General features: G+C 72.6%; 16 protein-coding genes. All 16 read right to left on the reverse strand.

Annotated elements, in window-relative coordinates; all coding sequences use genetic code 11:
• The coding region (locus ACZ5D2_RS33215; protein ID WP_468934578.1) for an adenosylhomocysteinase at window positions 1-714 on the reverse strand (714 nt) is incomplete at its 3' end.
• Between the two features lie 35 nt (window positions 715-749).
• On the reverse strand, window positions 750-4,205 hold the full coding sequence (gene metH / locus ACZ5D2_RS33220; RefSeq protein ID WP_468934580.1) for a methionine synthase: 3,456 nt from the start codon (window positions 4,203-4,205) through the stop codon (window positions 750-752).
• Window positions 4,202-5,185, reverse strand: a complete 984-nt coding sequence (locus ACZ5D2_RS33225; protein ID WP_468934583.1) for a carbohydrate kinase family protein — start codon at window positions 5,183-5,185, stop codon at window positions 4,202-4,204. Before ACZ5D2_RS33225 ends, metH begins: the two co-directional genes overlap by 4 nt.
• 1 nt (window position 5,186) lies before the next feature.
• Window positions 5,187-6,410: a methionine adenosyltransferase gene (metK, locus tag ACZ5D2_RS33230; protein ID WP_371675998.1), complete on the reverse strand. Its 1,224-nt coding sequence runs from the start codon at window positions 6,408-6,410 to the stop codon at window positions 5,187-5,189.
• Window positions 6,407-7,195: a 4'-phosphopantetheinyl transferase superfamily protein gene (locus ACZ5D2_RS33235; RefSeq protein WP_371675999.1), complete on the reverse strand. Its 789-nt coding sequence runs from the start codon at window positions 7,193-7,195 to the stop codon at window positions 6,407-6,409. The genes metK and ACZ5D2_RS33235 overlap by 4 nt, the downstream gene beginning before the upstream one ends.
• A gap of 1 nt (window position 7,196) precedes the next feature.
• Window positions 7,197-8,057, reverse strand: a complete 861-nt coding sequence (locus ACZ5D2_RS33240) for a class-II aminoacyl-tRNA synthetase family protein (protein WP_371676000.1) — start codon at window positions 8,055-8,057, stop codon at window positions 7,197-7,199.
• Between the two features lie 33 nt (window positions 8,058-8,090).
• Complete coding sequence (locus ACZ5D2_RS33245) at window positions 8,091-8,984, reverse strand: diiron oxygenase (protein ID WP_266843426.1); 894 nt, start codon at window positions 8,982-8,984, stop codon at window positions 8,091-8,093.
• Between the two features lie 54 nt (window positions 8,985-9,038).
• Window positions 9,039-10,085, reverse strand: coding sequence for a class I SAM-dependent methyltransferase (locus tag ACZ5D2_RS33250; protein WP_371676001.1), 1,047 nt, complete (start codon window positions 10,083-10,085; stop codon window positions 9,039-9,041).
• Window positions 10,082-10,921 carry a class I SAM-dependent methyltransferase gene (locus ACZ5D2_RS33255; protein WP_371676002.1) on the reverse strand — a complete coding sequence of 280 codons (840 nt, stop codon included), beginning with the start codon at window positions 10,919-10,921 and terminating at the stop codon, window positions 10,082-10,084. The genes ACZ5D2_RS33250 and ACZ5D2_RS33255 overlap by 4 nt, the downstream gene beginning before the upstream one ends.
• A 39-nt stretch (window positions 10,922-10,960) precedes the next feature.
• Window positions 10,961-11,476 (reverse strand): MaoC family dehydratase, encoded by a 516-nt coding sequence (locus tag ACZ5D2_RS33260; RefSeq protein ID WP_356225042.1) that lies wholly within the window; start codon window positions 11,474-11,476, stop codon window positions 10,961-10,963.
• Window positions 11,477-11,539: 63 nt separating this feature from the next.
• Window positions 11,540-12,730, reverse strand: coding sequence for a trans-sulfuration enzyme family protein (locus ACZ5D2_RS33265; protein ID WP_371676003.1), 1,191 nt, complete (start codon window positions 12,728-12,730; stop codon window positions 11,540-11,542).
• Window positions 12,731-12,839: 109 nt separating this feature from the next.
• A complete protein-coding gene (locus tag ACZ5D2_RS33270; RefSeq protein ID WP_468934591.1) occupies window positions 12,840-14,285 on the reverse strand; it encodes an MFS transporter in 1,446 nt (481 codons plus the stop codon).
• Window positions 14,286-14,439: 154 nt separating this feature from the next.
• A complete protein-coding gene (fusA, locus tag ACZ5D2_RS33275) occupies window positions 14,440-16,491 on the reverse strand; it encodes an elongation factor G (protein WP_371676005.1) in 2,052 nt (683 codons plus the stop codon).
• Window positions 16,492-16,927: 436 nt separating this feature from the next.
• Window positions 16,928-17,671: a tyrosine-protein phosphatase gene (locus ACZ5D2_RS33280; RefSeq protein ID WP_371676006.1), complete on the reverse strand. Its 744-nt coding sequence runs from the start codon at window positions 17,669-17,671 to the stop codon at window positions 16,928-16,930.
• Window positions 17,672-17,716: 45 nt separating this feature from the next.
• On the reverse strand, window positions 17,717-21,703 hold the full coding sequence (locus ACZ5D2_RS33285) for an SAV_2336 N-terminal domain-related protein (protein WP_468934595.1): 3,987 nt from the start codon (window positions 21,701-21,703) through the stop codon (window positions 17,717-17,719).
• Window positions 21,700-22,767, reverse strand: coding sequence for an AAA family ATPase (locus ACZ5D2_RS33290; RefSeq protein ID WP_371676008.1), 1,068 nt, complete (start codon window positions 22,765-22,767; stop codon window positions 21,700-21,702). Before ACZ5D2_RS33290 ends, ACZ5D2_RS33285 begins: the two co-directional genes overlap by 4 nt.
• Window positions 22,768-22,806 lie beyond the last annotated feature (39 nt).

The following is a 22,806-nucleotide window of genomic DNA, read 5'->3' on the forward strand; positions in this document are numbered from 1 at the left end:
GATGCCGTCGATCAGGGAGTGGCGGCAGCCGTACTTGTTGTCGAACTTCGACTTCGTCACGGCGTCGTTCACGTTGATCGCCGGGAACAGCAGGGCGCCGGCCTGGTGCATTTCGTAGAGGCGGTGGACGCCGGTGGTGGTCTCCTCCGTCACGCCGCGGATCCCGGCGGCCAGGGCCGTCCAGTCGATGCCGGTCTTCGCCAGCAGGTCCAGGACCAGGGCCATCTCCTCGTTCTCGGCGGTGGCCGGGTCCGGGACCGCCCCGGCCTTCTGGTACTCGACGCCCTTGTGGACCAGGAGCGTCGCGTCACCGCCGTCGTCGAGGATCATGTTCGGACCGGCGTGGCCGGGCCAGGTCAGCGCCTGCTCCGTGCACCACCAGTACTCCTCCAGCGTTTCGCCCTTCCAGGCGAACACCGGGATCCCCGCGGCCGCGATCGCGGCGGCCGCGTGGTCCTGCGTCGAGTAGATGTTGCAGGACACCCAGCGGACGTCGGCGCCCAGGGCGACGAGGGTCTCGATCAGGACCGCGGTCTGCACGGTCATGTGCAGCGAGCCGGTGATCCGGGCGCCGGCCAGCGGCTGCGCCCCGGCGTACTCCCGGCGGATCGACATCAGACCCGGCATCTCGTGCTCGGCCAGGGTGATCTCCTTGCGGCCGAAGGCCGCGAGGGAAAGGTCGGCGACCTTGAAATCCGTGAATGCGGCGGTCATGCGGTGTGCTCCTTGAAGGTGTCCGGCATCGGAGGTCATCTGCGGCCTCCCGCGTTGAAGTAGTTGGCTTCGGGGTGGTGGACGACCAGAGCATCCGTGGACTGCTCGGGGTCGAGCTGGAACTCCTCCGAGAGGTGGACACCGATCCGCTCCGGCCGGAGCAGCTCGGCGATCTTCGCCCGGTCGGCGAGTTCGGGGCAGGCCGGGTAGCCCAGCGAGTAGCGGCAGCCCTGGTATTCCGTGCGGAACATCCCCTCGACGGAGGCGGGATCGCCGCCGTCGATGCCCATTTCGGCGCGGACGCGGGCGTGCCAGTACTCGGCCAGGGCCTCCGCGAGCTGGACGGAGAGGCCGTGCAGCTCCATGTAGTCGCGATAGGCGTCGGCGGCGAACAGGCGGGCCGTCTCCCGGCCGATGCGGCTGCCCACGGTCACCACCTGGAGGGCGACCACGTCGACCTCTCCGGAGTCCTCGGGGCGGAAGAAGTCCGCGAGGCACAGGCGGCGGCCGCGGCGCTGGCGCGGGAAGGTGAACCGGCTCCGCTCGCCGCCGTCCTCGTCGAGGACGATCAGGTCGTCGCCCTTGGAGACGCAGGGGAAGTAGCCGTAGACCACGGCCGCTTCCAGGAGCCGGTCCGTGTGCAGGCGGTCCAGCCAGCCGCGCAGTCGGGGACGGCCCTCGGCCGCGATCGACTCGGGCGACTTGAGGCCCCACTGCCCCTTGAAGAGCGCCTGCTCGTCGAGCCAGTCCGCGTACTCCTTGAGCTGGATCCCCCTGACGACCCTGGTGCCGAGGAAGGGCGGCTCGGGCACCGGGTGGTCGACGGACACGTCGGAGCGGCCGGCCGGTTCGGGTTCCCGTACGTCGAGTACGGCGCTGCGCCGGGCCACCCGGCGCTGCTTGAGGGGCGGGAGGCTGGCGCCGGGGACGCCGCGCTTCACGCCCATGAGGGCGTCCATGAGGCGCAGGCCTTCGAAGGCGTCGCGGGCGTAGCGGACTTCGCCTTCGTAGATTTCGTGGAGGTCCTGTTCGACGTAGGCGCGGGTGAGGGCGGCGCCGCCGAGGATGACGGGGTAGTCGGCGGCCAGCTTGCGCTGGTTGAGCTCTTCCAGGTTCTCCTTCATGATCACGGTCGACTTGACCAGGAGACCCGACATGCCGATGACGTCGGCCTTGTGTTCCTGGGCGGCTTCCAGGATCGCGGAGACCGGCTGCTTGATCCCGATGTTGACGACGTTGTAGCCGTTGTTGGTCAGGATGATGTCGACGAGGTTCTTGCCGATGTCGTGGACGTCTCCGCGCACGGTGGCGAGCACGATCGTGCCCTTGCCCTCGTCATCGGTCTTCTCCATGTGCGGCTCCAGATAGGCCACCGCCGTCTTCATCACCTCGGCCGACTGCAGGACGAACGGCAGCTGCATCTGACCGGAACCGAACAGCTCACCGACGACCTTCATACCCTCCAGAAGGGTGTCGTTGACGATGTCCAGCGCCGGCCTGCTCTCCAGCGCCTCGTCCAGGTCCCGCTCCAGGCCGTTCTTCTCCCCGTCGATAATGCGGCGCTGGAGCCGCTCGTCGAGCGGGAGCGCGAGGAGCTCCTCGGCGCGGCCGGCCTTGAGGGACTTGGTGTTGACGCCCTCGAAGAGGGCCATCAGCTTCTGGAGGGGGTCGTAGTCCTCGGTGCGGCGGTCGTGGATCAGGTCGAGGGCGGTGGTGACCTGCTCCTCGTCGAAACGGGCGATCGGCAGGATCTTCGACGCGTGCACGATCGCCGAGTCCAGACCGGCCTTCACACACTCGTCCAGGAACACCGAGTTCAGCAGCACACGGGCCGCCGGATTCAGACCGAAGGAGATGTTCGACAGACCGAGGGTGGTCTGCACGTCCGGATGACGGCGCTTGAGCTCACGGATCGACTCGATCGTCGCGATCCCGTCCTTGCGGGACTCCTCCTGACCCGTGCAGATCGTGAACGTGAGGGTGTCGATGAGGATGTCCGACTCACGGATCCCCCAGTTCGACGTCAGATCCGCGATCAGACGCTCCGCGATCGCCACCTTGTGCCCGACCGTACGGGCCTGGCCCTCCTCGTCGATCGTCAAAGCGATCAGTGCCGCACCGTGCTCTTGGGCCAGCCGGGTCACCTTCGCGAAGCGGGAATCGGGACCGTCACCGTCCTCATAGTTCACCGAGTTGATGACCGCACGCCCGCCCAGCTTCTCCAGACCCGCCCGGATCACCGGAACCTCGGTCGAGTCCAGCACGATCGGCAGCGTGGAAGCCGTCGCGAAGCGGCCGGCCAGCTCCTCCATGTCCGCGACACCGTCACGGCCCACGTAGTCCACGCACAGGTCCAGCATGTGCGCGCCCTCACGGATCTGGTCCCGGGCCATCTCCACACAGTCGTCCCAGCGGGCCTCCAGCATCGCCTCACGGAACTTCTTCGACCCGTTCGCGTTCGTCCGCTCACCGATCGCCATGTACGCCGTGTCCTGCCGGAACGGCACCGTCTGGTACAGCGACGCCGCGCCGGGCTCCGGCCGGGGTTCACGGACGGCCGGGCTCAGGTCACGGACCCGCTCCACCACCTGCCGCAGGTGCTCCGGCGTCGTACCGCAGCAGCCGCCGACCAGCGAGAGCCCGTACTCACGGACGAAGGTCTCCTGCGCATCCGCCAGCTCCGATGCCGACAGTGGATAGTGCGCCCCCTCCTTCGTCAGGACGGGCAGACCCGCGTTCGGCATGCACGACAGCGGGATACGGGCGTGGCGCGCCAGATAGCGCAGGTGCTCGCTCATCTCGGAGGGGCCGGTGGCGCAGTTCAGGCCGATCATGTCGATGCCCAGCGGCTCCAGAGCCGTCAGCGCCGCACCGATCTCCGAACCCAGCAGCATCGTGCCGGTCGCTTCCACCGTCACCTGCACGATCAGGGGCAGGTCCCCCGCGCCGCACCAGTCCAGGGCCCGGCGGGCGCCGATGACGGCCGCCTTGGTCTGGAGCAGGTCCTGGGTGGTCTCCACCAGGAGGGCGTCCGCGCCGCCGCGGATCAGGCCCTCCGCGTTCTGCTGGTAGGCCTCGCGCAGGGGCTCGTACCCCACGTGTCCGAGGGTGGGCAGCTTGGTGCCGGGGCCCATGGAACCCAGTACCCATCGGGGCCGGCCGTCCCGCGCCGTGAAGGCGTCCGCCGACTCGCGGGCGATCCGGGCGCCGGCCTCGGAGAGTTCGTAGACCTGCTCCTCGACGCCGTATTCGGCGAGGGCCGCCAGGTTCGTGCCGAAGGTGTTGGTCTCGACGCAGTCCACGCCCACCGCGAAGTACGCGTCGTGCACGGACCGGACGATGTCCGGGCGCGTGAGGTTGAGGATCTCGTTGCAGCCCTCCAGCCCCAGGAAGTCGTCCAACGTGGGGTCGGCGGCCTGCAGCATGGTGCCCATGGCGCCGTCCGCGACGACCACGCGGGTCGCGAGCTCCGCGCGCAGTGAACGTCTCATCGCAGCCTCCTCAGGTGCGCGGCCAGTTCCGTCGCGCTCGCCGGGCCGTAGGCGGATCGCAGTCCGGCGAGCAGGGATTCCCGGGACAGGTGGTACTCCTGGGTACCGGTGTGGCCGAGTACGGTCGCGGCGACGGCGCAGCCCAGCTGGGCCGCGTACCGCTCGGGGACGCCCCACGCCGTACCGGCGAGGAAGCCGGCCCGGAACGCGTCGCCGACGCCGGTGGGGTCGACGACCTCCGGTACCGGCACGGCGGGTACGGTCAGCGGCTCGCGGTCGGCGGCCCGGATCCGTACGCCGGCTTCGCCGTGGGTGGTGATCCAGGAGCCGACCCGGCTCAGGACCTCGTCCTCGGTGAAGCCGGAGCGCTCGCACAGCAGGGCGGACTCGTACTCGTTGGTGAACAGCCGGTGCGCGCCGTCGATGAGATCCCGCACCTCCTCCCGGGTCAGCCGGGCCAGCTGCTGCGAGGGGTCGGAGGCGAAGGGGACGCCCAGGGCACGGCAGGCGTGGGTGTGGCGGAGCATGGCCTCGGGGTCGTCCGGTGAGATCAGCACCAGGTCGGGGCGGCCGCCGCGGGCGACGACCTCGCGGAGGTCGATCTCACGGGCCTCGGCCATGGCGCCCGCGTAGAAGGTGGCGATCTGGTTCTGGTCGGCGTCCGTGGTGCAGACGAACCGGGCGGTGTGGCGGGTGTCGCTCACGCGGACGGAGCCGGTGTCCACGCCGTGGTCCTTCAGCCACACCCGGTACGGTTCGAAGTCCGCGCCCACGGCGCCCACCAGCAGGGGGTGCAGTCCCAGCACGCCCAGGCCGAACGCGATGTTCGCCGCCACTCCGCCCCGCCGCACTTCCAGTCCGTCGGCGAGGAACGACAGGGAGACCCGGTCCAGCCGGTCCGCCAGCAGCTGTTCGGCGAACCGGCCGGGGAAGGTCAGCAGGTGATCGGTCGCGATGGATCCCGTGACAGCGATGCGCATGTCAGACCCCGGCGGCCTTGCGCAGCGCGTGGACGCGGTCGGTGCGCTCCCAGGTGAAGTCCGGCAGCTCGCGGCCGAAGTGGCCGTAGGCGGCGGTCTGGGCGTAGATCGGGCGCAGCAGGTCGAGGTCGCGGATGATCGCGGCCGGGCGCAGGTCGAAGACCTCGCCGATGGCCTCCTGGATGCGCTCGTCGGGCAGGGTGCCGGTGCCGAAGGTCTCGACGAAGAGGCCGACGGGCTCGGCCTTGCCGATCGCGTAGGCGACCTGGACCTCGCAGCGCGCGGCCAGACCGGCGGCGACCACGTTCTTCGCGACCCAGCGCATGGCGTACGCGGCGGAGCGGTCGACCTTCGACGGGTCCTTGCCGGAGAAGGCGCCGCCGCCGTGGCGGGCGTAGCCCCCGTACGTATCGATGATGATCTTGCGGCCGGTGAGGCCGGCGTCGCCCATCGGGCCGCCGATCTCGAAACGCCCGGTCGGGTTCACCAGCAGCCGGTAGCCCTCGGTGTCCAGCTTGATGCCGTCCTCGACGAGCTGCGCCAGCACGTGCTCCACGACGAACTCGCGGATGTCCGGGGCGAGCAGCGAGTCCAGGTCGATGTCCGCGGCGTGCTGCGAGGAGACGACGACGGTGTCGAGGCGGACGGGCTGGTCGCCGTCGTACTCGATGGTGACCTGGGTCTTGCCGTCGGGCCGCAGGTAGGGGACGGTGCCCTCCTTGCGGACCTGGGTCAGGCGGCGCGAGAGGCGGTGCGCGAGGTGGATGGGCAGCGGCATCAGCTCGGGCGTCTCGTCGCAGGCGTAGCCGAACATCAGGCCCTGGTCGCCGGCGCCCTGCCGGTCGAGCTCGTCACCCGCCTCACCGGTGGCGGCACCCTCGACCCGGCTCTCGTACGCCGTGTCGACGCCCTGCGCGATGTCGGACGACTGCCCGCCGATGGACACCGACACCCCGCAGGAGGCGCCGTCGAAGCCCTTCTTGGAGGAGTCGTAGCCGATGTCGAGGATGGCTCCGCGGACGAGTTCGGCGATCGGCGCGTACGCCGTCGTGGTGACCTCGCCGGCGATGTGGACCTGGCCGGTGGTGATGAGCGTCTCGACGGCCACGCGGGAGGCCGGGTCCTCGCGCAGCAGCGCGTCGAGGACGGTGTCGCTGATCCGGTCGGCGATCTTGTCGGGATGTCCTTCGGTGACGGACTCGGAGGTGAACAGCCGCTTGCTCATGCCTGCCCCACCTTGGCCGTGAAGAAGTGGGTCTCGATGGCGGCGAAGGTGCGGATCTCGTCGACCTCCAGGGTCTCCATCTGGATGGACCGTCCGCTGTGCTGTTCCAGCAGGAAGACGAACTCGACGAAGGACAGCGAGTCGATGAGCCGGTTCTCGATGAGGTCCAGGTCGGGAGCGATGTCGTCGAGCTCCTCGTGGCGGGCGAGGAGCCAGTTCTTCATGAACTGCAGACCGTCGGACATGGTGTCTCTCCTTGGGGTGCCGTGTGTGGTGGGGGTGCCGGCCGCGGTTCCGGAGTCGTGGGCGACGGCCGGAACGGGCGGAGCGGGTGGAACGGGTGGAGCAGGTGCTTGCGGCGGGCCGGGCTCCAGCACCGGGGTGGCGACCGCGACCGCGTAGTCCACGTCGTGGCTGATGGTCACGGTGACCGCGGCGATGCCGGACTCGGCGGCCATCGCCGCCGCCGGGCCGCCGAGTTCCACGAGCGGCCAGCCGCCCTCGGAGCGGTGCACGACGATGTCCAGCCAGGGCAGGAACGCGGCCCGGACACGGAGGGTCTTGAACGCCGCCTCCTTGGCGGCGATCCGCCCGCACAGGCCCAGGACGTCGAGCCTGGCGGAGGTGCGGCAGTCGGCGAGTTCGCCGGGGGTGAGCATGCGCCGGAAGAAGTCCTCGCCGTAGAGGGTGAGGAGCCGGCGGACACGGGTGACGGACACGATGTCCATGCCGAGGTTCGCCCAGCCCGGGCCGCCCGCCGGCGGGGCGACGGGTCGGGTCTGCACGTCAGATCGCCGGCCCGGCCGCGTTCGCCTTCAGGACCGCGGCGGTCGCCGCGCCCCAGCTGCCGTGGCGTCGGGTGAGCGCGGACAGCCAGCGCTCCAGGCCGAAGGCGACGCAGCTGGTGAAAGCCGGTCCCGCGCCGGAGGCGAGGGGGATGTCGCACCGGTCGCCGAAGAAGTTGCGGTGGGTGTTGACGGAGGCGATCGCGAGGTCCTCGTACAGGAACTCGTGCTTGACCGGGGTCAGGCGTTGCAGGACGGCCTTGGAGCTGCCCTTGTCGAAGAACGGGTCGCAGGCGGCCTCGCGGCGCAGCGGCAGGTCGAGGGCCTCGGCGAAGGAGTTGATCCGGGTGGTGAAGGAGGCCAGGTGTGCCTCGGCGTGTTCCCGGGTGCCGATGGCGACGATCTCCCGCATCCGGAAGCCGAGCTGGCGGCGCAGGCCTTCGTAGCGCTCCTCCTTGCGGAAGCACCAGCCGACCACGGTGACGAGTTCGTCGTCGTCGGCCGGGCGCCCCTGGTGGTCGATGTAGACGGCGTAGCAGGACGCCGAGGGGAGTCCGAGGGCCGCGGGCTCCAGCGCTTCGCAGGGGAAGCAGCCGGTGTCGGTACAGAACTCGCTGCTCCCGCGGACGTCCAGGTTCAGCGGGGCGGCGACGACGGCCTGGTGGGGAAAGTTGTCGTAGTAGTCGAGCCGGGCCAGGTCCGCGGCGGGCAGCAGCGGGGGCATGGTCATCGGCCGGGCGCCCGCGCTCACGCCCCAGTGCTCGAAGGTGTCGTCGAGCAGTCTCAGCAGGGCGGTTCCTTCGGGGCCGAGGGACGGCAGGCCCTTGGTGTCACCGGGGCTCGCGGTGGTCGTGATGGTCATGGGGGGTCACCTCTCGGACGGCGGTCGGCCCTCTCAGACGACGGGCAGGGTGTCGTCCGTGAAGATCCCGGTCTTCAGGAAGAAGCCGAGGGGCTTGCGGATGGTCTTGCGCTCGAAGGGGCGGCGGCGTTCGTCGGCGACCAGCGCGTTGCGCAGGGCGATCGGGTCGGCGATGCCGGCGTCGCGGTAGACGTGCGGGTTGTAGAGGGAGTTGACGCTGTAGACCACGTACCGCTTGAGGTAGGCCTCGACCTCGGCGAGCCGGGCGGCGGGGACGGCCTCGCGCATCCGGGTGAAGAGCAGGGACACCAGTTCGCGGCCGAAGGCGATGTGCCGGGACTCGTCCTGGTGGTGGATGCGGTTGACCTCGCGGATGGTGTGGCACAGCGATTCGTCGCGCGCCATCCGGGTGTTGTAGTGGTCGACGAGTTCCTCGAAGAACAGGATGCGGGCGAAGACGAGGAAGTTCTCCACCTCCGGCTCCCAGGCGGAGTCGGCGCGCAGGGCCGTGGAGCCGTAGATCTTGTCTCCGTAGCGGCGGCAGAACTCGGCGAAGAACCACATGTGCTCGTTCTCCTCACCGATGAAGTGGTGGAAGAAGTCGGAGGGCACCTCGAAGCCGGGCATGTGGATCCGGCCGACCACCTCGATGAGCAGTTCGCGGATGCCGTGCACGTTGAGGCTGTAGAAGTTGATGCTCTCCCACTTGGAGAGGCGCTGGATGGTCTCCTCGCCGAGTTCGTCGTAGAACGGGGTTCCGTAGACGGTGAGCAGCTCGGGGGTCATCCACATCCGGCCCTCTTCGAGCTTCTCGGGCCACTGGAACTGCTGGTAGGGGTTGTAGTACTCCTCGATGGAGCGGGAGCTCAGCCGCTCCAGGACCTCCAGGAACCGGTCGGTGACCGGCAGGGGGGCGCTGACGCCCATGGTGGCTCTCCTCGGTGTGTGGTGGGGCGGCGGGCGCGTGGGGGCCGCGGTCCCTTACGGCCGGACCTCGTAGACCGCGTTGACGGGGGTCTCGGTCGCCCGGCGCCAGCGGGTGAATCCGGCCTCTTCGGCGATGCCCCGGAAGGCCTGCTCGCCGGAGTGGTTGCCGAGGGCGTGGGGGCCGCGCTGGGCGACGGCCACGGGCAGGCACATCACCGCGGACAGCGCCATGAACATGCGGGCGGCCGGGGTCTGGGTGTCGATGTCGGCGGGCGACACGTTCGACTCGACGAGCATCCAGGTGCCGTCCGCGTCCAGGGACTTGTGGACGTGGCGGGCGGCGGCGACCGGATCGCCCATGTCGTGCAGGGCGTTGAAGAAGGTCACCAGGTCGTAGCCGGAGCCGGGGTAGTCGTCGGCGGCGGCGACGTCGAAGACGACGCGGTCGGAGAGCCCGGCCTCCTCGGCGAGCCGGCGGGCGAGGGAGATGGCCTCTTCGGAGTAGTCGAAGCCGTGGACGGTGGCCTGCGGGAAGGCCTTCGCGATCAGCAGGGTGGTGTGGCCGACGCCGCAGCCCACGTCGGCGACGGTGCCGCCGGCGGCGAGCTTGCCGGTGACCCCGGTGAGGGCGGGCAGCCAGTCGGGGACGAGCCGGTGCTCGTAGGTGGGCTGGAAGAAGCTGCCCATGCCGGTGTCCAGGGCCGGGTCGTGCTCGGCCCAGCCCACGCCGTCGCCGCTGCGGTACGCGTCGACGAGCAGGTCCTCGGTGCCGTAGAGCGCCTTGAGGGCGGTGAAGAACCCGGCGGCGTAGGTGACGGCGTTCGGGTCGGCGAGCACGGGGGCGTGGTCGGCGGGCAGCGCGTACGCGTCCGTCTCCGGGTCGCGCTCGACGTACCCGGCGCTCAGCTGGGCGTGCAGCCACTCCTCGGCGTAGCGGGGGTGGATCCCGGCGCGCGCGGCGAGGGCGGCCGGGGTGAGCGGGCCGGTCTCGGCGAGGGCCCGGTAGAGGCCGAGGCGCTCGCCGAGGGCGACGGTGAGGCCGCGGACGGCGGCGCCGGCGTCGGCGATGACGCGCTGGTGGAAGTCGTGGGTGCCGGTCATGCCGCTCTCACCTCTGCGGTAGGGAGGTCACAGGTGAACAGGAAGGAACGGGGCACGCGCGGGACGGCGCGCGCGGGGACGGGGTACGGCCAGCGGCCGAAGTCGGCGCCCGCCTCCCCCGGCTGGCGGACCTCCCGTACGTCCCAGCCGCATTCGGCGAGGAGCTCCTCGGGGGTCTCCGTGCCGAACAGCCACGGGTTCCCGTCCTCCTTGAGGCAGTTCAGGAAGGGCCGGGACAGAGGGTTCTCCAGCGCGGACCTGCTGATGACGTCGCCGAGCAGGACGGACCCGGGCGCGGAGTGTCCGGCGAGGGTCGTGATCAGGTGGCGTACGGCCTGCTCGGGAAGGAAGAACAGGAGGCCCTCGACGACCCACAGGACCGGCTCGTCCCGGCGCCAGCCGGCGTCCTGCAGCGGGCCCGTCCAGTCCTCGGTGAGGTCGACGGGGACGGTGACGCGGGTGCGTCCGGCCGGGGCCGGTTCCCCGGCGAGCATCTCCGCCTTGGCCTCCAGGAGGGCGGGGCGGTCGAGTTCGTAGACGGTGACGCCGTCGGGCCAGGGGAGCCGGTAGAAGCGGGTGTCCATGCCGGCGGCGAGGAACACGACCTGGCGGATGCCGTGGTCCTCGACTGCGCGGACGACCGCCCGGTCGAGGTAGGTGGTGCGGATGGCGAGGAACGGTACGGTTCCGGCGCCCGCGTAGCGCTCCAGCAGTTCGAAGCCGATGGTGTCGGCGACGGTGCGCGCGTACGGATCGGCGAACAGCCGGTCCTCGCGGTCGGTCTCCAGGGCCCGCGCTGCGGCGGTCCACTGGGCGGTGCGGGATACGGCCTCCACGGGAGGTCTCCCTTCACTTCGGTGGACGGGGGGGGTGGTTCAGGCCAGGCTGCGGACGCGGACGACGGGGTCCTGGGCGGCGCACGTCGACGCGGGGTGCGCGGCGTCGGACTCGGCGGGCCGTCTCTTGAAGATGCTGTGCAGGACCATGCTGAAGACGACGTTCCCGTCGCCGTCCACCAGCGTGCACTTGGGCTGGACGACGCCGGTGGACGGGTTGAACGGCGAGGGGCGGGAGCCGAGGACCTCGACGCGTGCCGTGAGGACGTCCCCGGGGCGCACCGGCCGCAGGTAGCGGATCTCGTCGACGCCCGGGGAGCCGGTACAGGCGCTGTAGGCGAGCAGTCCGTCGACGTAGCGCCGCATGAACATGGAGGCGCTGTGCCAGCCGCTGGCGATCAGGCCGCCGAACGGTGACTGCGCGGCGAGGTCCGGGTCCGTGTGGAAGGGCTGCGGGTCGAAGCGCCTGCCGAAGTCCAGCACCTCCTCCGCCGTGACGGTGATGGTGCCCAGCTCGTGCACGTCACCGGTCCGGAAGTCCTCGAAGTAGCGCATCACGCGCCCCCCTTGACGTAGAGGAGTGTTTCTCTGGCGTGAACCAATCTACGAATCTGCCGATTATTTTGTCAACCCAAAAGAAGACCGCAGTGCCTGTTCTATGTCCCGCCACAGGTCCTCGGGGTCCTCGATGCCCACCGACATCCGCACCAGCCCCGCGCCGATGCCCGCACGCGCCAACGCCCCCTCGTCCAGCTCCCGGTGGGAGGTGGAGGCCGGATGCGTCACGAGCGTCTCCACACCGCCCAGGGAAAGGGCGAGCCGCGCCACCCGCACGCCCTCGACGAAGGCCCGGCCGGCCTCCCGGCCGCCGTCCAGCTCGAACGAGAGCATCCCGCCGCCACCGGAGAGCACCGTGCGGGCGAGGGCGTGGGAGGGGTGCGTTCCCAGCCACGGCCAGTGGACGGCCGCCACGGCCGGATGGCCGGCCAGCCGCTCGGCGAGCAGGCCCGCGTTGGCGCAGTGCTCGCGCATCCGCAGGGGCAGCGTGGCGATCCCGCGCAGGGTCAGCCAGGCGGCGAACGGGTCCGCGCTCGCGCCGAGTTCGACCGTGCGCGGCCACACCGCGCGGCGCAGGGCGTCGTCGGCGAAGACGGCCGCGCCGCCCAGTACGTCGGAGTGCCCGGCGAGGTACTTGGTCGTGGAGTGCAGCACGATGTCGGCGCCGAGCTCGACGGGGCGGCACAGGACGGGCGAGGCCAGGGAGTTGTCCACGGCGCCGATCACGCCGCGGCGGCGGGCCGCCGCCAGCAGTCCGGGCAGGTCCGGCACCTGGCCGGTGGGGTTGGCGATGGTCTCCAGCAGGAGCAGCCGGGTGCGCGGCCCGGCGAGCGCCTCGAACTCCCCCACGTCGTCGCCGCCGATGTACGCGACCTCGATCCCGTAGCGCTCGGCGAGGTCGGTCAGCGCCGCGTACGTCCCCCCGTAGAGGCACCGCTGCGCGATCACCCGGTCGCCGGGGCGCAGCAGTGCGAGCAGTACGCCGCTGATCGCGCCCATGCCGGAGGCGAAGGCGATGGCGGAGGCCCCGCCCTCCAGGTCGGCGAGGGTCCGCTCCAGGGCGCGTACGGTCGGATTGCCGCGACGGCCGTAGACGTACGGGCCGTCGGGGCCGGCCATGGCCCCCGCCAGTTCGTCGGCGGAGTCGAAGGCGAAGGCGGACGACTGCACGAGCGGCACGGACAGCGGGCGGCTCGTGGTGGCGGGCGGCTCGTGGACCACGTGCACGGCCCGGGTGCGGATGTCCTTCATCGGGTTCTCCCTGTCGTTCGTCCTGCGGATCCGGATGCGGAAAAGGGGTCGCCCGACGTCCGGAAGGACGTCGGGCGACCCCTGGGCGCGCGCGGGGCGACCCCGTACGTCACACCCCTGCCGTCTCGCCGCGCGGCGCCGGGGCGTCGGCGGCCGGGGCGGCGGCAGCGGCGGACTTGTCGCTCTTCATCACGAGGAACGTGATCACCGCACCGGCGGCCGCGATCACGGCGGCGCCGAGGAACGCGGCACTGAAGCCGTCGGTGAGGGCGGGCAGGTCGCCCAGCTCACCGGCGCCCTGGGTGGTGGCGAGGGCGGTCAGGGCGGCGAGGCCGAGGGCGGAGCCCACGTTGTAGGTGGTGTTGACGATGCCGGAGGCCAGGCCGGCCTGCTCCTGCGGAGCGCCGGACATCGCGGCCATCATCGCCGGGATGTAGGCGAGCGCCATGCCGAGCGCGGCGACCAGCGAGGCCGGCAGGACGTCGACGAGGAAGGTGCCGGTCGGCTCGACCGCGGAGAGCCAGACCAGGCCGGCGGCGAGGACCAGCAGGCCGCCCGCGATCAGCGGCTTGGCGCCGAAGCGGCCCATGAGGCGCGCGGTGATCGCCGTCATGAAGATCATCAGCAGGATGGTCATGGGGAGCAGCGCCGCGCCGGAGGCGAAGGCGCCGTAGTCCAGGACCTGCTGGAGGTAGAGGTTGAGGAAGTACCACATCGGGATCCAGGCGGCCCCCAGCAGCGTCATCGCCAGGTTGGCGGAGCCGAGCCGCGGGATCCGCCAGACGCCGAGCGGCATGAGGGGCTCGCGGACGGTCTTCTGGATCACGAAGAACAGGGCGAGCAGGACGACGGCGCCGATCAGTTCGAGCACGGTCGCGGTCGCGCCCCAGCCCACCTCGGGCGCCCGGACGACGGCGAAGACGGCGAGCGCGAGCCCGGCGGTGACGGCGACGGCGCCGAGGACGTCCACGGAACCGCGGCGGGCCTGGACGGCGGGCAGCAGCCTGGCGGCGGCGAGGGTCGCGAGGCCGATCGGCACGTAGATGATGAAGACCCAGGGCCAGCTCATCCACTCGGTGAACACACCGCCGAGGAACACGCCGGCGGTACCGCCGGCGGGCGCGGCGGCGCCGTAGAGGGCCATCGCCTTGCCGAGTTCCTTCGGGTTGTGCCCGAAGAGCATCATCAGCAGGGTCATGGCGGACGGCGCGATCAGCGCACCGCCGACGCCCTGCACGGCCCGGCCGGCGATCTCGACGGCCGCGCTCTGCGCGGCGGCGGCCAGCACCGATCCGACGACCATGGTGACCCATCCGGCGGCGAAGACCCTGCGGGCGCCGAACAGGTCGGAGAGCCGGCCGCCGAGCAGGAGTAACCCGCCGAAGACGATCACATAGGCGTTGAAGACCCACTGGAGCTCGCCCTGCGAGAAGCCGAGGTCCTTCTGCATCTCGGGGAGCGCGACTCCGATGATGGACGTGTCCATGATCACCATGAACTGCGCGGTGGCAAGCACGCCAAGTGCCCACCAGCGCCGGGGATTGACGGTTGACATTGCCCTGACCCTCCTCTGCCATATACCCCTGGGGGGTACCTTCGCGTAGCAACGTAGCATACCCATGGGGGGTATGTAAGAGAGAGTTCCGGGCGGCCCGGACAGCCCGCGGACCCCCGCCGACCGCGGCCGGCGGGGGTCCTGGGAGCGGGGGTCAGCGGGGGGCCGGGGCCAGGCCCGCCGGGCGGGTGGTGAACGTGCCGCGGCCCTGGGTGCGGCCGCGCAGGCGCGACGCGTAGCCGAAGAGCTCGGCCAGCGGCACCGTCGCCGTGATCACCGCGGTGCCCGCCCCGGTCGTGGAGCCCGAGACCCGGCCGCGGCGGGCCGCGAGGTCGCCCAGCACCCCCCCGACGGCGTCGTCCGGCAGGGTCACCGTGACCTCCACGACGGGCTCCAGCAGTTCGAGCGTGCTCGCGCGCAGGGCCTCGCGCAGGGCGAAGCGGCCCGCCGCCCGGAACGCCATCTCCGAGGAGTCCTTGGAGTGGGTCGCCCCGTCCGTGAGGACCACCCGCAGCCCCGTCACCGGGTGCCCGCCGAGCGGCCCCTCGGCCAGGGCGTCACGGCAGCCCGCCTCCACGGCGCGCGCGTACTCCTGGGGTACCCGGCCGCCGACCACCGTCGAACGGAACTCGAAGCCCGCCTCCTCCCACGGCTCGACGTCGATGACGACGTGCGCGAACTGGCCCGCGCCACCGTCCTGTTTGACGTGCCGGTGGACGAAACCGGTCACCCCGCCCACCACCGTCTCCCGGTACGAGACCTGCGGACGGCCGACGTCCACCTCCACCCCCCGGTCCCGGCGGATCTTCTCCACCGCGACCTCCAGGTGGAGTTCGCCCATCCCCGACAGCACCGTCTGACCGGTCTCCGCGTCCGTGCGCACGACCAGCGAGGGGTCCTCCTCGACGAGACGTGCCAGCGCGGACGCGAGCCGGCCGGTGTCGGTGCCGCGGCGCGCCTCGACCGCCACCGACACCACCGGTTCCGCCACCGAGGGCGGTTCCAGCAGCAGCGGCGCCGCGGGCGCGCACAGGGTCGTGCCCGCGCCGGCGGTCTTGAGCCCGATCACGGCGACGATGTCACCGGCGGTCGCCTCCTCCCGTTCCTCGTGCCGGTCGGCCTGTACCCGCAGGATCCGGCCGACACGTTCCGTGCGGCCCGACGCCGGATCGCGCACCGGGTCGCCCTTGCGGAGGGTGCCCGCGTAGACCCGCAGGTAGGTGAGGCGTCCGGTCGCGGTCGCCGTCACCTTGAAGGCGAGGGCGGCGAACGGCGCCGCCGGGTCGCAGGCGCGCTCCAGCTCGGTGCCGTCCGGTGCCGTGCCGCGCACCGGTGGCATGTCGGACGGCGCCGGCAGGTAGTCCCGTACGGCGTCCAGCAGCGGCTCGATCCCGCGGTTGCGGTACGCCGAACCGCACAGCACCACCACGGCCTCCCGCGCGAGGGTCAGCTCGCGCAGGGCCCGCGCCAGGGTCCCCTCGGTCAGCGCCGAAGCCGCACAGAACTCCTCCAGGGCCTCCGGATGGAGTTCCGCGACCGTCTCCTCCAGGATCCGGCGGCGCCGTACGGCCTCCTCGCGCAGCGGCTCCGGGACCGGCTCGACCGCGTAGCCGCCGTCGCCCGGACGCCAGAGCAGCGCACGCATGCGCAGCAGGTCGACGACACCGGTGAAGGCGTCCTCGCGCCCGACGGGCAGCTGGACGACCAGGGGCACGGCCCCCAGCCGGTCGCGGATCGAGGCGACGGCCGCGTCGAGGTCGGCGCCCGCCCGGTCCAGCTTGTTGACGAACGCGATCCGCGGGACGCCGTGCCGGTCGGCCTGCCGCCACACGGACTCGCTCTGCGGCTCGACGCCCGCGACGGCGTCGAACACCGCGACCGCCCCGTCCAGCACCCGCAGGGAACGCTCGACCTCGTCGGCGAAGTCGACGTGGCCGGGGGTGTCGATCAGGTTGACGCGGTGTCCGCCCCAGGCGCAGCTGACGGCCGCGGCGAAGATGGTGATGCCCCGGTCCCGTTCCTGGGCGTCGAAGTCGGTGACGGTCGTGCCGTCGTGGACCTCGCCCCGCTTGTGGATGGCGCCGGTCGCGAACAGGATCCGCTCGGTGAGGGTGGTCTTGCCCGCGTCGACGTGGGCGAGGATCCCCAGGTTGCGGACGGTGTCGAGGACGCTGGGGGTGGGGGTGTGGGGACGGACGGTGCGCATGGCCCGTGGCCTTTCGGATGCGTGAAGAGGTCGTGCGGGGGCGGCGCGATTGCCCGGCGCGGGGTCCACCGGCCCGCGGCCCCGCGCACCGGTCCGGGCGCCGCCGGCGGCCCGGAAGGGCGCGGGGCGGAGCGGGACGGAGCAGGGCGGGGCGGGGGGAACGGGGACCGAAGACGCGTCGGGGGCGTACGGTGACGGCCGCGCAGCCGTTACCGCGCGCTGCGGGACACCAGGATCACGTCGTACCGGGACGGGGGAACACAGACGGCGGTGCGGTGCGTGCGCATGGCCCGGTTCCCCTTCTCTTCACTCGGCAAGGCTGACGCGGCGCCCTGTCGGCGGCGCGTGGGGCGAGTCTACGGACGGCGCCGGGCGCGGGGCACGCGAATTTCCGCGCGGGACCCCGCCGCACGGCCCCGCCCGGGGTGGGCCGACGTCACGTCAGGAGGCGTTCCCGCAGGCGGGAGACGGTGTCCGGGGTGATGCCGACGGGGCCGGTGAGGTAGGCGAGCGGGGAGCCGTAGCGGGCGGTGAGGTCGGCCAGGACCAGGGACATGACCGTCGCCGGGGCGCGCCCGTACGCGGGCCAGCGCATGGTGCGGCCCGGGTTGGCGGCGTGCCAGTCCGCGGTGAGGCGTTCGGTGGCCAGCTCGGTGAGGGCGAAGTCGGCCAGGACCTCCTCCTCGGGGACGTCCAGGAGGGTCAGGACGAGCGCGGCGATCAGGCCGGTGCGGTCCTTGCCGGAGGTGCAGTGGAAGACGGTGGGCCCGGGGCCGGCGGCGATCAGCTCGATGGTCCGCCGGATCTCCTCGACCCCGTCCTCGGCCACCTCCGCGAACCGGTCGGCGAGGTAGCGCCAGGGGTCGAGGGCGGGGTCGATCTCGGCCTGGTCGTAGGGCCGGTGCTCGATGCTGAGGTTGGCGTACGTGAACCGCTCGGGCTGCGGTATCCGGCCCTTGGCCTCGATCTCCCACGGGTAGCGCAGGTCGATGACGGTGCGGATGCCGAGGTCGAGGAACCGGTCCCAGTCGGGGCCCTGGAGCTTGCCGAGGGAGTCGGCCCGGTAGAGGACGCCCCAGGCGAGGGCGCGGCCGTCGGCGGCGCGGTAGCCGCCGAGGTCGCGGAAGTTGTGCAGGCGGTCGAAGGGGACGTGGCGGCGGGTGGGGGTGGCGGGCGGCAAGAGTGACTCCTGTGTGGCGTGGGGCAGTTGTGCACTCAGGATGCCTCAGCCACCGCCCTGATCGGCGGGACGCGGCGCGGCGATCTCCCAGACCCCGTCCGACTGGGTCGCTGACCACCCGGGCGGCAGCTCCGGAGGATGGGCGAGGTCGACCCCGATGAGGGAGACCGGCCCGCCGAAGGCGGCGGGCCTGAGATCGAGGGCCTCCGCGAAGACCCCGGCTTCGAGGGTCAGCGGGCCGTGGAAGGCGGCGCCTTCGAACGTGGTGCCCGATGCGAAGAGGACGTCCTCGAAGAGCGCCGACCCCTGGAAGACCGTGTCGCCGAAGCTCGCGCCTCCGCCCTCGACCCGCGTCAGCCGCCAGCGGAATTCGCCGCAGAACGTGACGTGGTCGCAGGAGACCCCCTGGCGCAGGCCGAGGTCCTTGAAGGTGGCCGAACCCAGGAAGACCGCATGAGCGAAGATCGCCGGGTCGTGGAAGTCACAGGAGGAGAAGGTCGCTTCGCCCTCGAAGGCGCCGTGCGTGAAGGACGCCGGACCCTCGAACCGGGCGTTCGCGAAGACCACGGCGCCGCGGCACGTGACGTGCTCGAAGACCAGTGCGCGGAACCGCGTCCCGATGGCCGACAGTTCGCCTTCCCACACCGTGCGCGCGAAGGACACCGGGCGGGCGAAGACCGACGTCCCCAGGTCGGCGGGGCCCTGGAACACCATCCCGGTGAAGTCCGCGTCCTCCTGCGCCAGCATGCCGCCCAACCGTGCGGGCCCTTCCGCGACGGCGTCCCGGAAGGAGACCCCCCGCGCCCATTCGGCGGACGTGAAGTCCGCCTCGCGGAGGAAGACCACACGCCCGAAGTCGGCCGTGTCCGAGAAGCGGCTCGTGCCGAAGGCCGCCCGTTCCTCGAACGCGGCGCCGCGGAAGGAGGTTCGGCCGTGGAAATCGGTTCCGTCGAAGCGGGCCTCGCCCGCGAACACGGCCCGGGCGAAGTCCGCGTACCCTTCGAAGCCGGCTCGCTCCGCCTCCCAGCCGTCCTCGAAGACCGCGCCGGTGAACGCGGCCGGGCCCAGCCGCACCCGCCCCGTGTCACGGTCGCGCACCACCTCCAGCAGCCGGTCGAGGAGACCGCCCGCGAACAGGGTGCCGCGGAAGTCGACCGACGAACCGGGACCCAGGGTGCCCAGGTAGGCGTTCAGGGCCGCGGGCGGGAGGTGGGCCAGGCAGCAGGCGTGGCCGGGGATCAGGACGCCCGCGCAGCCGGACGGCCGCCCGGGCGAGGCACCGAGGCCGCAGCGGGGCCAGTTGTCCGTCTCGCTCCGGGCGTCCTCTGCCTCCGTCACCAGTTCCGCCAGCTCCGCGGGGGCTCCGTGGTACAGCCACCCGACGGCACCGCTCGCGAGCGGTTCCAGGTCGCGCAGCGCTCTCGTGCCGAGCAGCTCGGCGAGGTGTTCGTGCAGGTACGGGGAAAGGGTGAGGAGGACGTGATCGGCGGGTGCCCCCCGCAGGTGCGTGAGGACGGCCTCGTGCCCGAGCAGCCCGTCGACGTCCTTCACGGGACGGTAGGCGCCCCCGATGTCCAGGGCCACCGTGAGGTGCGGGACGGCGCCCTCGGGCCAGGACTCTCCGCCCGGGGCCACGACCCCGGGCAGTTCGGCCAGCAGCCGTCCGGCCTGGGCGAGGGCGCCGGGCGCTTCGAGGAGAACGCTGACGGTCTGTTCCTTGTCCTGGCGGCCGAAGCGCCCGGTCACCGCGGCCCGCGTCATCATCCGGGTGAGGAGGCTGGTCAGCTGCCGGCGGGCGGAGGGGCCGTGCGGGTGGATCCCGTCGCCCGCCCGCACGGTCAGGGCGACCCGGAATCCCGGGTCGCGGTTACCGGTCGGCAGCCGGCCGGAGCCCAGCGCCGCCCGGAACCCCTCCTCTTCCAGCAGGGTGGTGGCCGCCAGGAACACCATGCGGTCGGGCAGGACCGTGTGGACGACGCCCACGAGCTGCCCGTCGCAGGACACGGGGCCGCCCCGGAAGTGCGTCCAGTCACCCGGTTCGGCCGACAGCCGGACGATCTCGCCGTTGCGGGCGCCCCCGTCGGCGGCCACCTCTCCCCTCAGCGCCACGGCGACGCCCTGCTCGGTGACTCCGTCGACGACCGCCCCGCCCGGGCCGCCGGACCAGCCCGGCGGCGGCAGGGTCTCCGGGTCCGCGAGGTCCTCCTCGCCCTCCAGCAGGAGCACCCGGGGTGTCGCCTCGTCCCACCACACGGGCCGGCAGGCGACCTCGCGGCCCCCCGCGCGGACCCGGGCCAGGGTCTCCCCCGGCCTCGGCACCTCCGCGGCGGTGAGCACCAGTCGGGGACCGAGGAGGGTACCGACCTCGCGGTACTCCGGGGAAGGATCGAACCGGACCCGGACCACGCGGTGCGCCAACCCGTGTTCCGTTTCGCGCCGTCGCGGTTCGGCGAGCCGCGGCCCGGGGCGCTCCGCCTCCGGGCGTTCCGCGAAGGGCAGGGCCGTGTCGGGGACGCGGCGGCGGCCCTCGGTGCCGTCCGTGACGCGGGTCGCGGAGAAGTCGGGGCCGGTGCCGCGGTGGCGGGAGAGGTACTCCCAGACCCGGCGGCGCACGAGTTCGCGTACGGCGGCCACGTCCCCGCGCAGCTGGGACCCGAGGAGGACGTCCCGTACGCCCGGCAGGAACTCGAACTCGGCGTCCTCCGGCCCGTCTTGCCCGTCCCAGGGGGCGAAGAGCCCGCCCAGGGCCACCTCTGCCAGGTGTCCGTGTTCGGAGCCGACTGCCAGGGAGCGCCGGACGAGGGTCATCACGGGGAGGGTGAGCGGTACGGCGGCGAGGTGCGCGGCGAGCTGCTGGGCGGTCGGGGACGCGGTGGCCCGGAAGCGTTCCACGGCCTCCAGGGCCGTGAGGCCGGCGGCCGGGGCGGCGGCGGGCGGCGGCGCGGAGTCGAGGCGCAGGCAGGCCAGGCGGCGCCAGCGCCCGTCCCCGGACACCACCCGCACGAGCCGGGCCAGGCTCCCGGAGGCGATCCCGACGACGGGGACGACGGGGCCGCCGCCCCGGGCCCGCCGGGCGGCCGGGACCCGCTGCCAGGAGCGGGTGGCGGCGGCGGGGCGGTCGCAGCGGACGGCGAAGGGGACGGGCCGCACGGCGCCGCGGTTCCACAGCCGTTCGGGCAGCACGTTGAGCACGGCCACGGCGTTGTGGGTGCTCCAGTGCCGCAGGACAGCGCGCAGCGGAGCCTCCCGCCAGCCGTCCGCGACGGTGTCGGAAACGACGAGGATGAGCCGTCGGCCGGCCGGGTCGACGAGTTCGAGGGGGTTGCGGGACGGTCCGCCGGGGCTCCGGCCGAGCACCGGGGTGCCGCCGGGTCCGGTGCCGTCGAGCCGCCAGGTGCGGACGTCGCGGAACACTCCGCTGCGGGTGAGGATCGCGCGCAGTTCGGCCACGAGGTCGGACCACAGCAGCATCGAGTGGTGGGTGTCGACGACGAGGGCCAGGTCCAGCCAGCGGCTCTCGGCGGGGCGCAGCACGGGGGTGGGGACCATGCACTCGATGCTGCGTTCGACGGTGAGCTGTTCGTCGAGTTCCTCGCCGGGGCCGCCGATGGAGCGCCGTCCGACGGGCCGCAGGGAACGCATCAGCGCGAGCGGGTCGTCGAGGGAGGCGGTGCGCGGCAGCCGCAGGGGTACGCCGCGCCGTCCGCCCGTCCCGGGCCCCGCTCCGGCGGGCGGGGGTGCGGTGTCGGCCGGGGGCGCGGGCACGGTCGCGGGGTAGAGCCGGACGGCCCCGGCGCCCTCCGCTGCGGCGGGGTCGGGTACGGGGGCCGGGGCCCGCGGGGGCGGCGGCGGGTCGGGTTCCGCACGGGCCCCGGCGGACGGGCCGTCCTGCGGGCGGGTCGGTGGGGCGGCGGCGTCGACCCTGGCCGCCAGCCACAGGATGTCGGCGATCTCCTCCGCCCCGACGGTGGTGCGCGGCGCCGCGCCGTCCCCGGCGCCTTCGTCGAAGGCGGCGAGGAGCCTCTCGATCACGCGGTGGGCCCGGACAGGTGCTGCATCACGGTGGCCAGGAAGCGGTCCTGGTCGCCGGGCGCCGACCAGGCTCCGGCCAGGCGCAGCTGGATGGCGTTGAGGAGCTGGTCGGTGGCGAGGTCGCCGTCCTCGGCGCGCTCCAGGAAGCTCCGGACCAGGTCCTGGTACGGGGCCGATTCCTCGGAGTCGAGGTCGATGCCGAGCCGGCCGCGCACGATGCGGGCGAGCTTGCGCGGTCCGGGCGCGTCGAGGTGGAGGCGGACGCAGCGGCGCAGGAACGCGGGCGGGAAGTCCCGTTCCCCGTTGCTGGTGAGGACCACGACGGGGAAGTAGCCGCACTGGACGCGGCCCTGGGTGACGGCCACGGTGGCGTCCGGGTCGTCGTCCGTGCCGATGGCGACGGTGGGTTCCTCCTTGGCGAGGCGGGCCAGTTCGGGGATGGCGAACCCACCGTCCTCGAAGACGGTGAGGAGGTCTCCGGGCAGGTCGATGTCGCTCTTGTCGATCTCGTCGACGAGCAGCACGCGGGGCGTGCGCTGGGGCAGGAGGGCGGTGCCCAGCGGGCCGAGGCGCAGGTAGCGGGCGATGGAGGGGGCGGCGGGGGTCCGGGGTGCGGCCGGCGCGCCGGGGACGCGCACCTGTTCCAGTCCGGCCTCCTGGAGGCGGCCGATGGCGTCGTAGAGGTAGAGGCCGTCGCGCAGCACGGTGCGGCTGGTGATCGGCCAGTGCAGTACGGGGCCCAGGGCCAGGTCTGCGGCGATGCTGTAGGCGAGGGTGGACTTGCCGACGCCGGGCTTCCCGGTGATGAGCAGGGGCCGGCGCAGGTGGAGGGCGGTGTTGACCACGTCCTTCTCCGGCTCGTCGGGAACGTAGCCCTCGCCGCGGCGCCGGGTGCGCTCCCAGGCCCCGCCCGCGCACCCGGGCGGCCGGTAGTCCTCGTCGGGGACGCCGGGGAAGTCCCGCCAGGGCGGCGGCTTTCCGGCCTCCAGCCGGGCGCGGCGGTCCTCGGCGTCGCCCGCGCCCTGGTACAGCCACCAGTCCTTCGCCACTGCCTGTGCCTCCATCGTCGGTGTCGAGCGCTTCGGGGTCGGGTCGGGGTCGGG

This window comes from Streptomyces sp. NPDC031479 (genome assembly GCF_055581065.1).

Excerpts from the sequence above, each read along its gene's own strand:
- ACZ5D2_RS33260 (WP_356225042.1), bottom strand. The coding sequence starts at position 11,476 with ATGCGCTACTTCGAGGACTTCCGGACCGGTGACGTGCACGAGCTGGGC.
- metK (WP_371675998.1), bottom strand. The coding sequence starts at position 6,410 with ATGAGCAAGCGGCTGTTCACCTCCGAGTCCGTCACCGAAGGACATCCC.
- fusA (WP_371676005.1), bottom strand. The coding sequence starts at position 16,491 with ATGCGCACCGTCCGTCCCCACACCCCCACCCCCAGCGTCCTCGACACC.
- ACZ5D2_RS33265 (WP_371676003.1), bottom strand. The coding sequence starts at position 12,730 with ATGAAGGACATCCGCACCCGGGCCGTGCACGTGGTCCACGAGCCGCCC.
- ACZ5D2_RS33250 (WP_371676001.1), bottom strand. The coding sequence starts at position 10,085 with ATGACCGGCACCCACGACTTCCACCAGCGCGTCATCGCCGACGCCGGC.
- metH (WP_468934580.1), bottom strand. The coding sequence starts at position 4,205 with ATGAGACGTTCACTGCGCGCGGAGCTCGCGACCCGCGTGGTCGTCGCG.
- ACZ5D2_RS33270 (WP_468934591.1), bottom strand. The coding sequence starts at position 14,285 with ATGTCAACCGTCAATCCCCGGCGCTGGTGGGCACTTGGCGTGCTTGCC.
- ACZ5D2_RS33290 (WP_371676008.1), bottom strand. The coding sequence starts at position 22,767 with ATGGAGGCACAGGCAGTGGCGAAGGACTGGTGGCTGTACCAGGGCGCG.
- ACZ5D2_RS33240 (WP_371676000.1), bottom strand. The coding sequence starts at position 8,057 with ATGACCATCACGACCACCGCGAGCCCCGGTGACACCAAGGGCCTGCCG.
- ACZ5D2_RS33225 (WP_468934583.1), bottom strand. The coding sequence starts at position 5,185 with ATGCGCATCGCTGTCACGGGATCCATCGCGACCGATCACCTGCTGACC.
- ACZ5D2_RS33245 (WP_266843426.1), bottom strand. The coding sequence starts at position 8,984 with ATGGGCGTCAGCGCCCCCCTGCCGGTCACCGACCGGTTCCTGGAGGTC.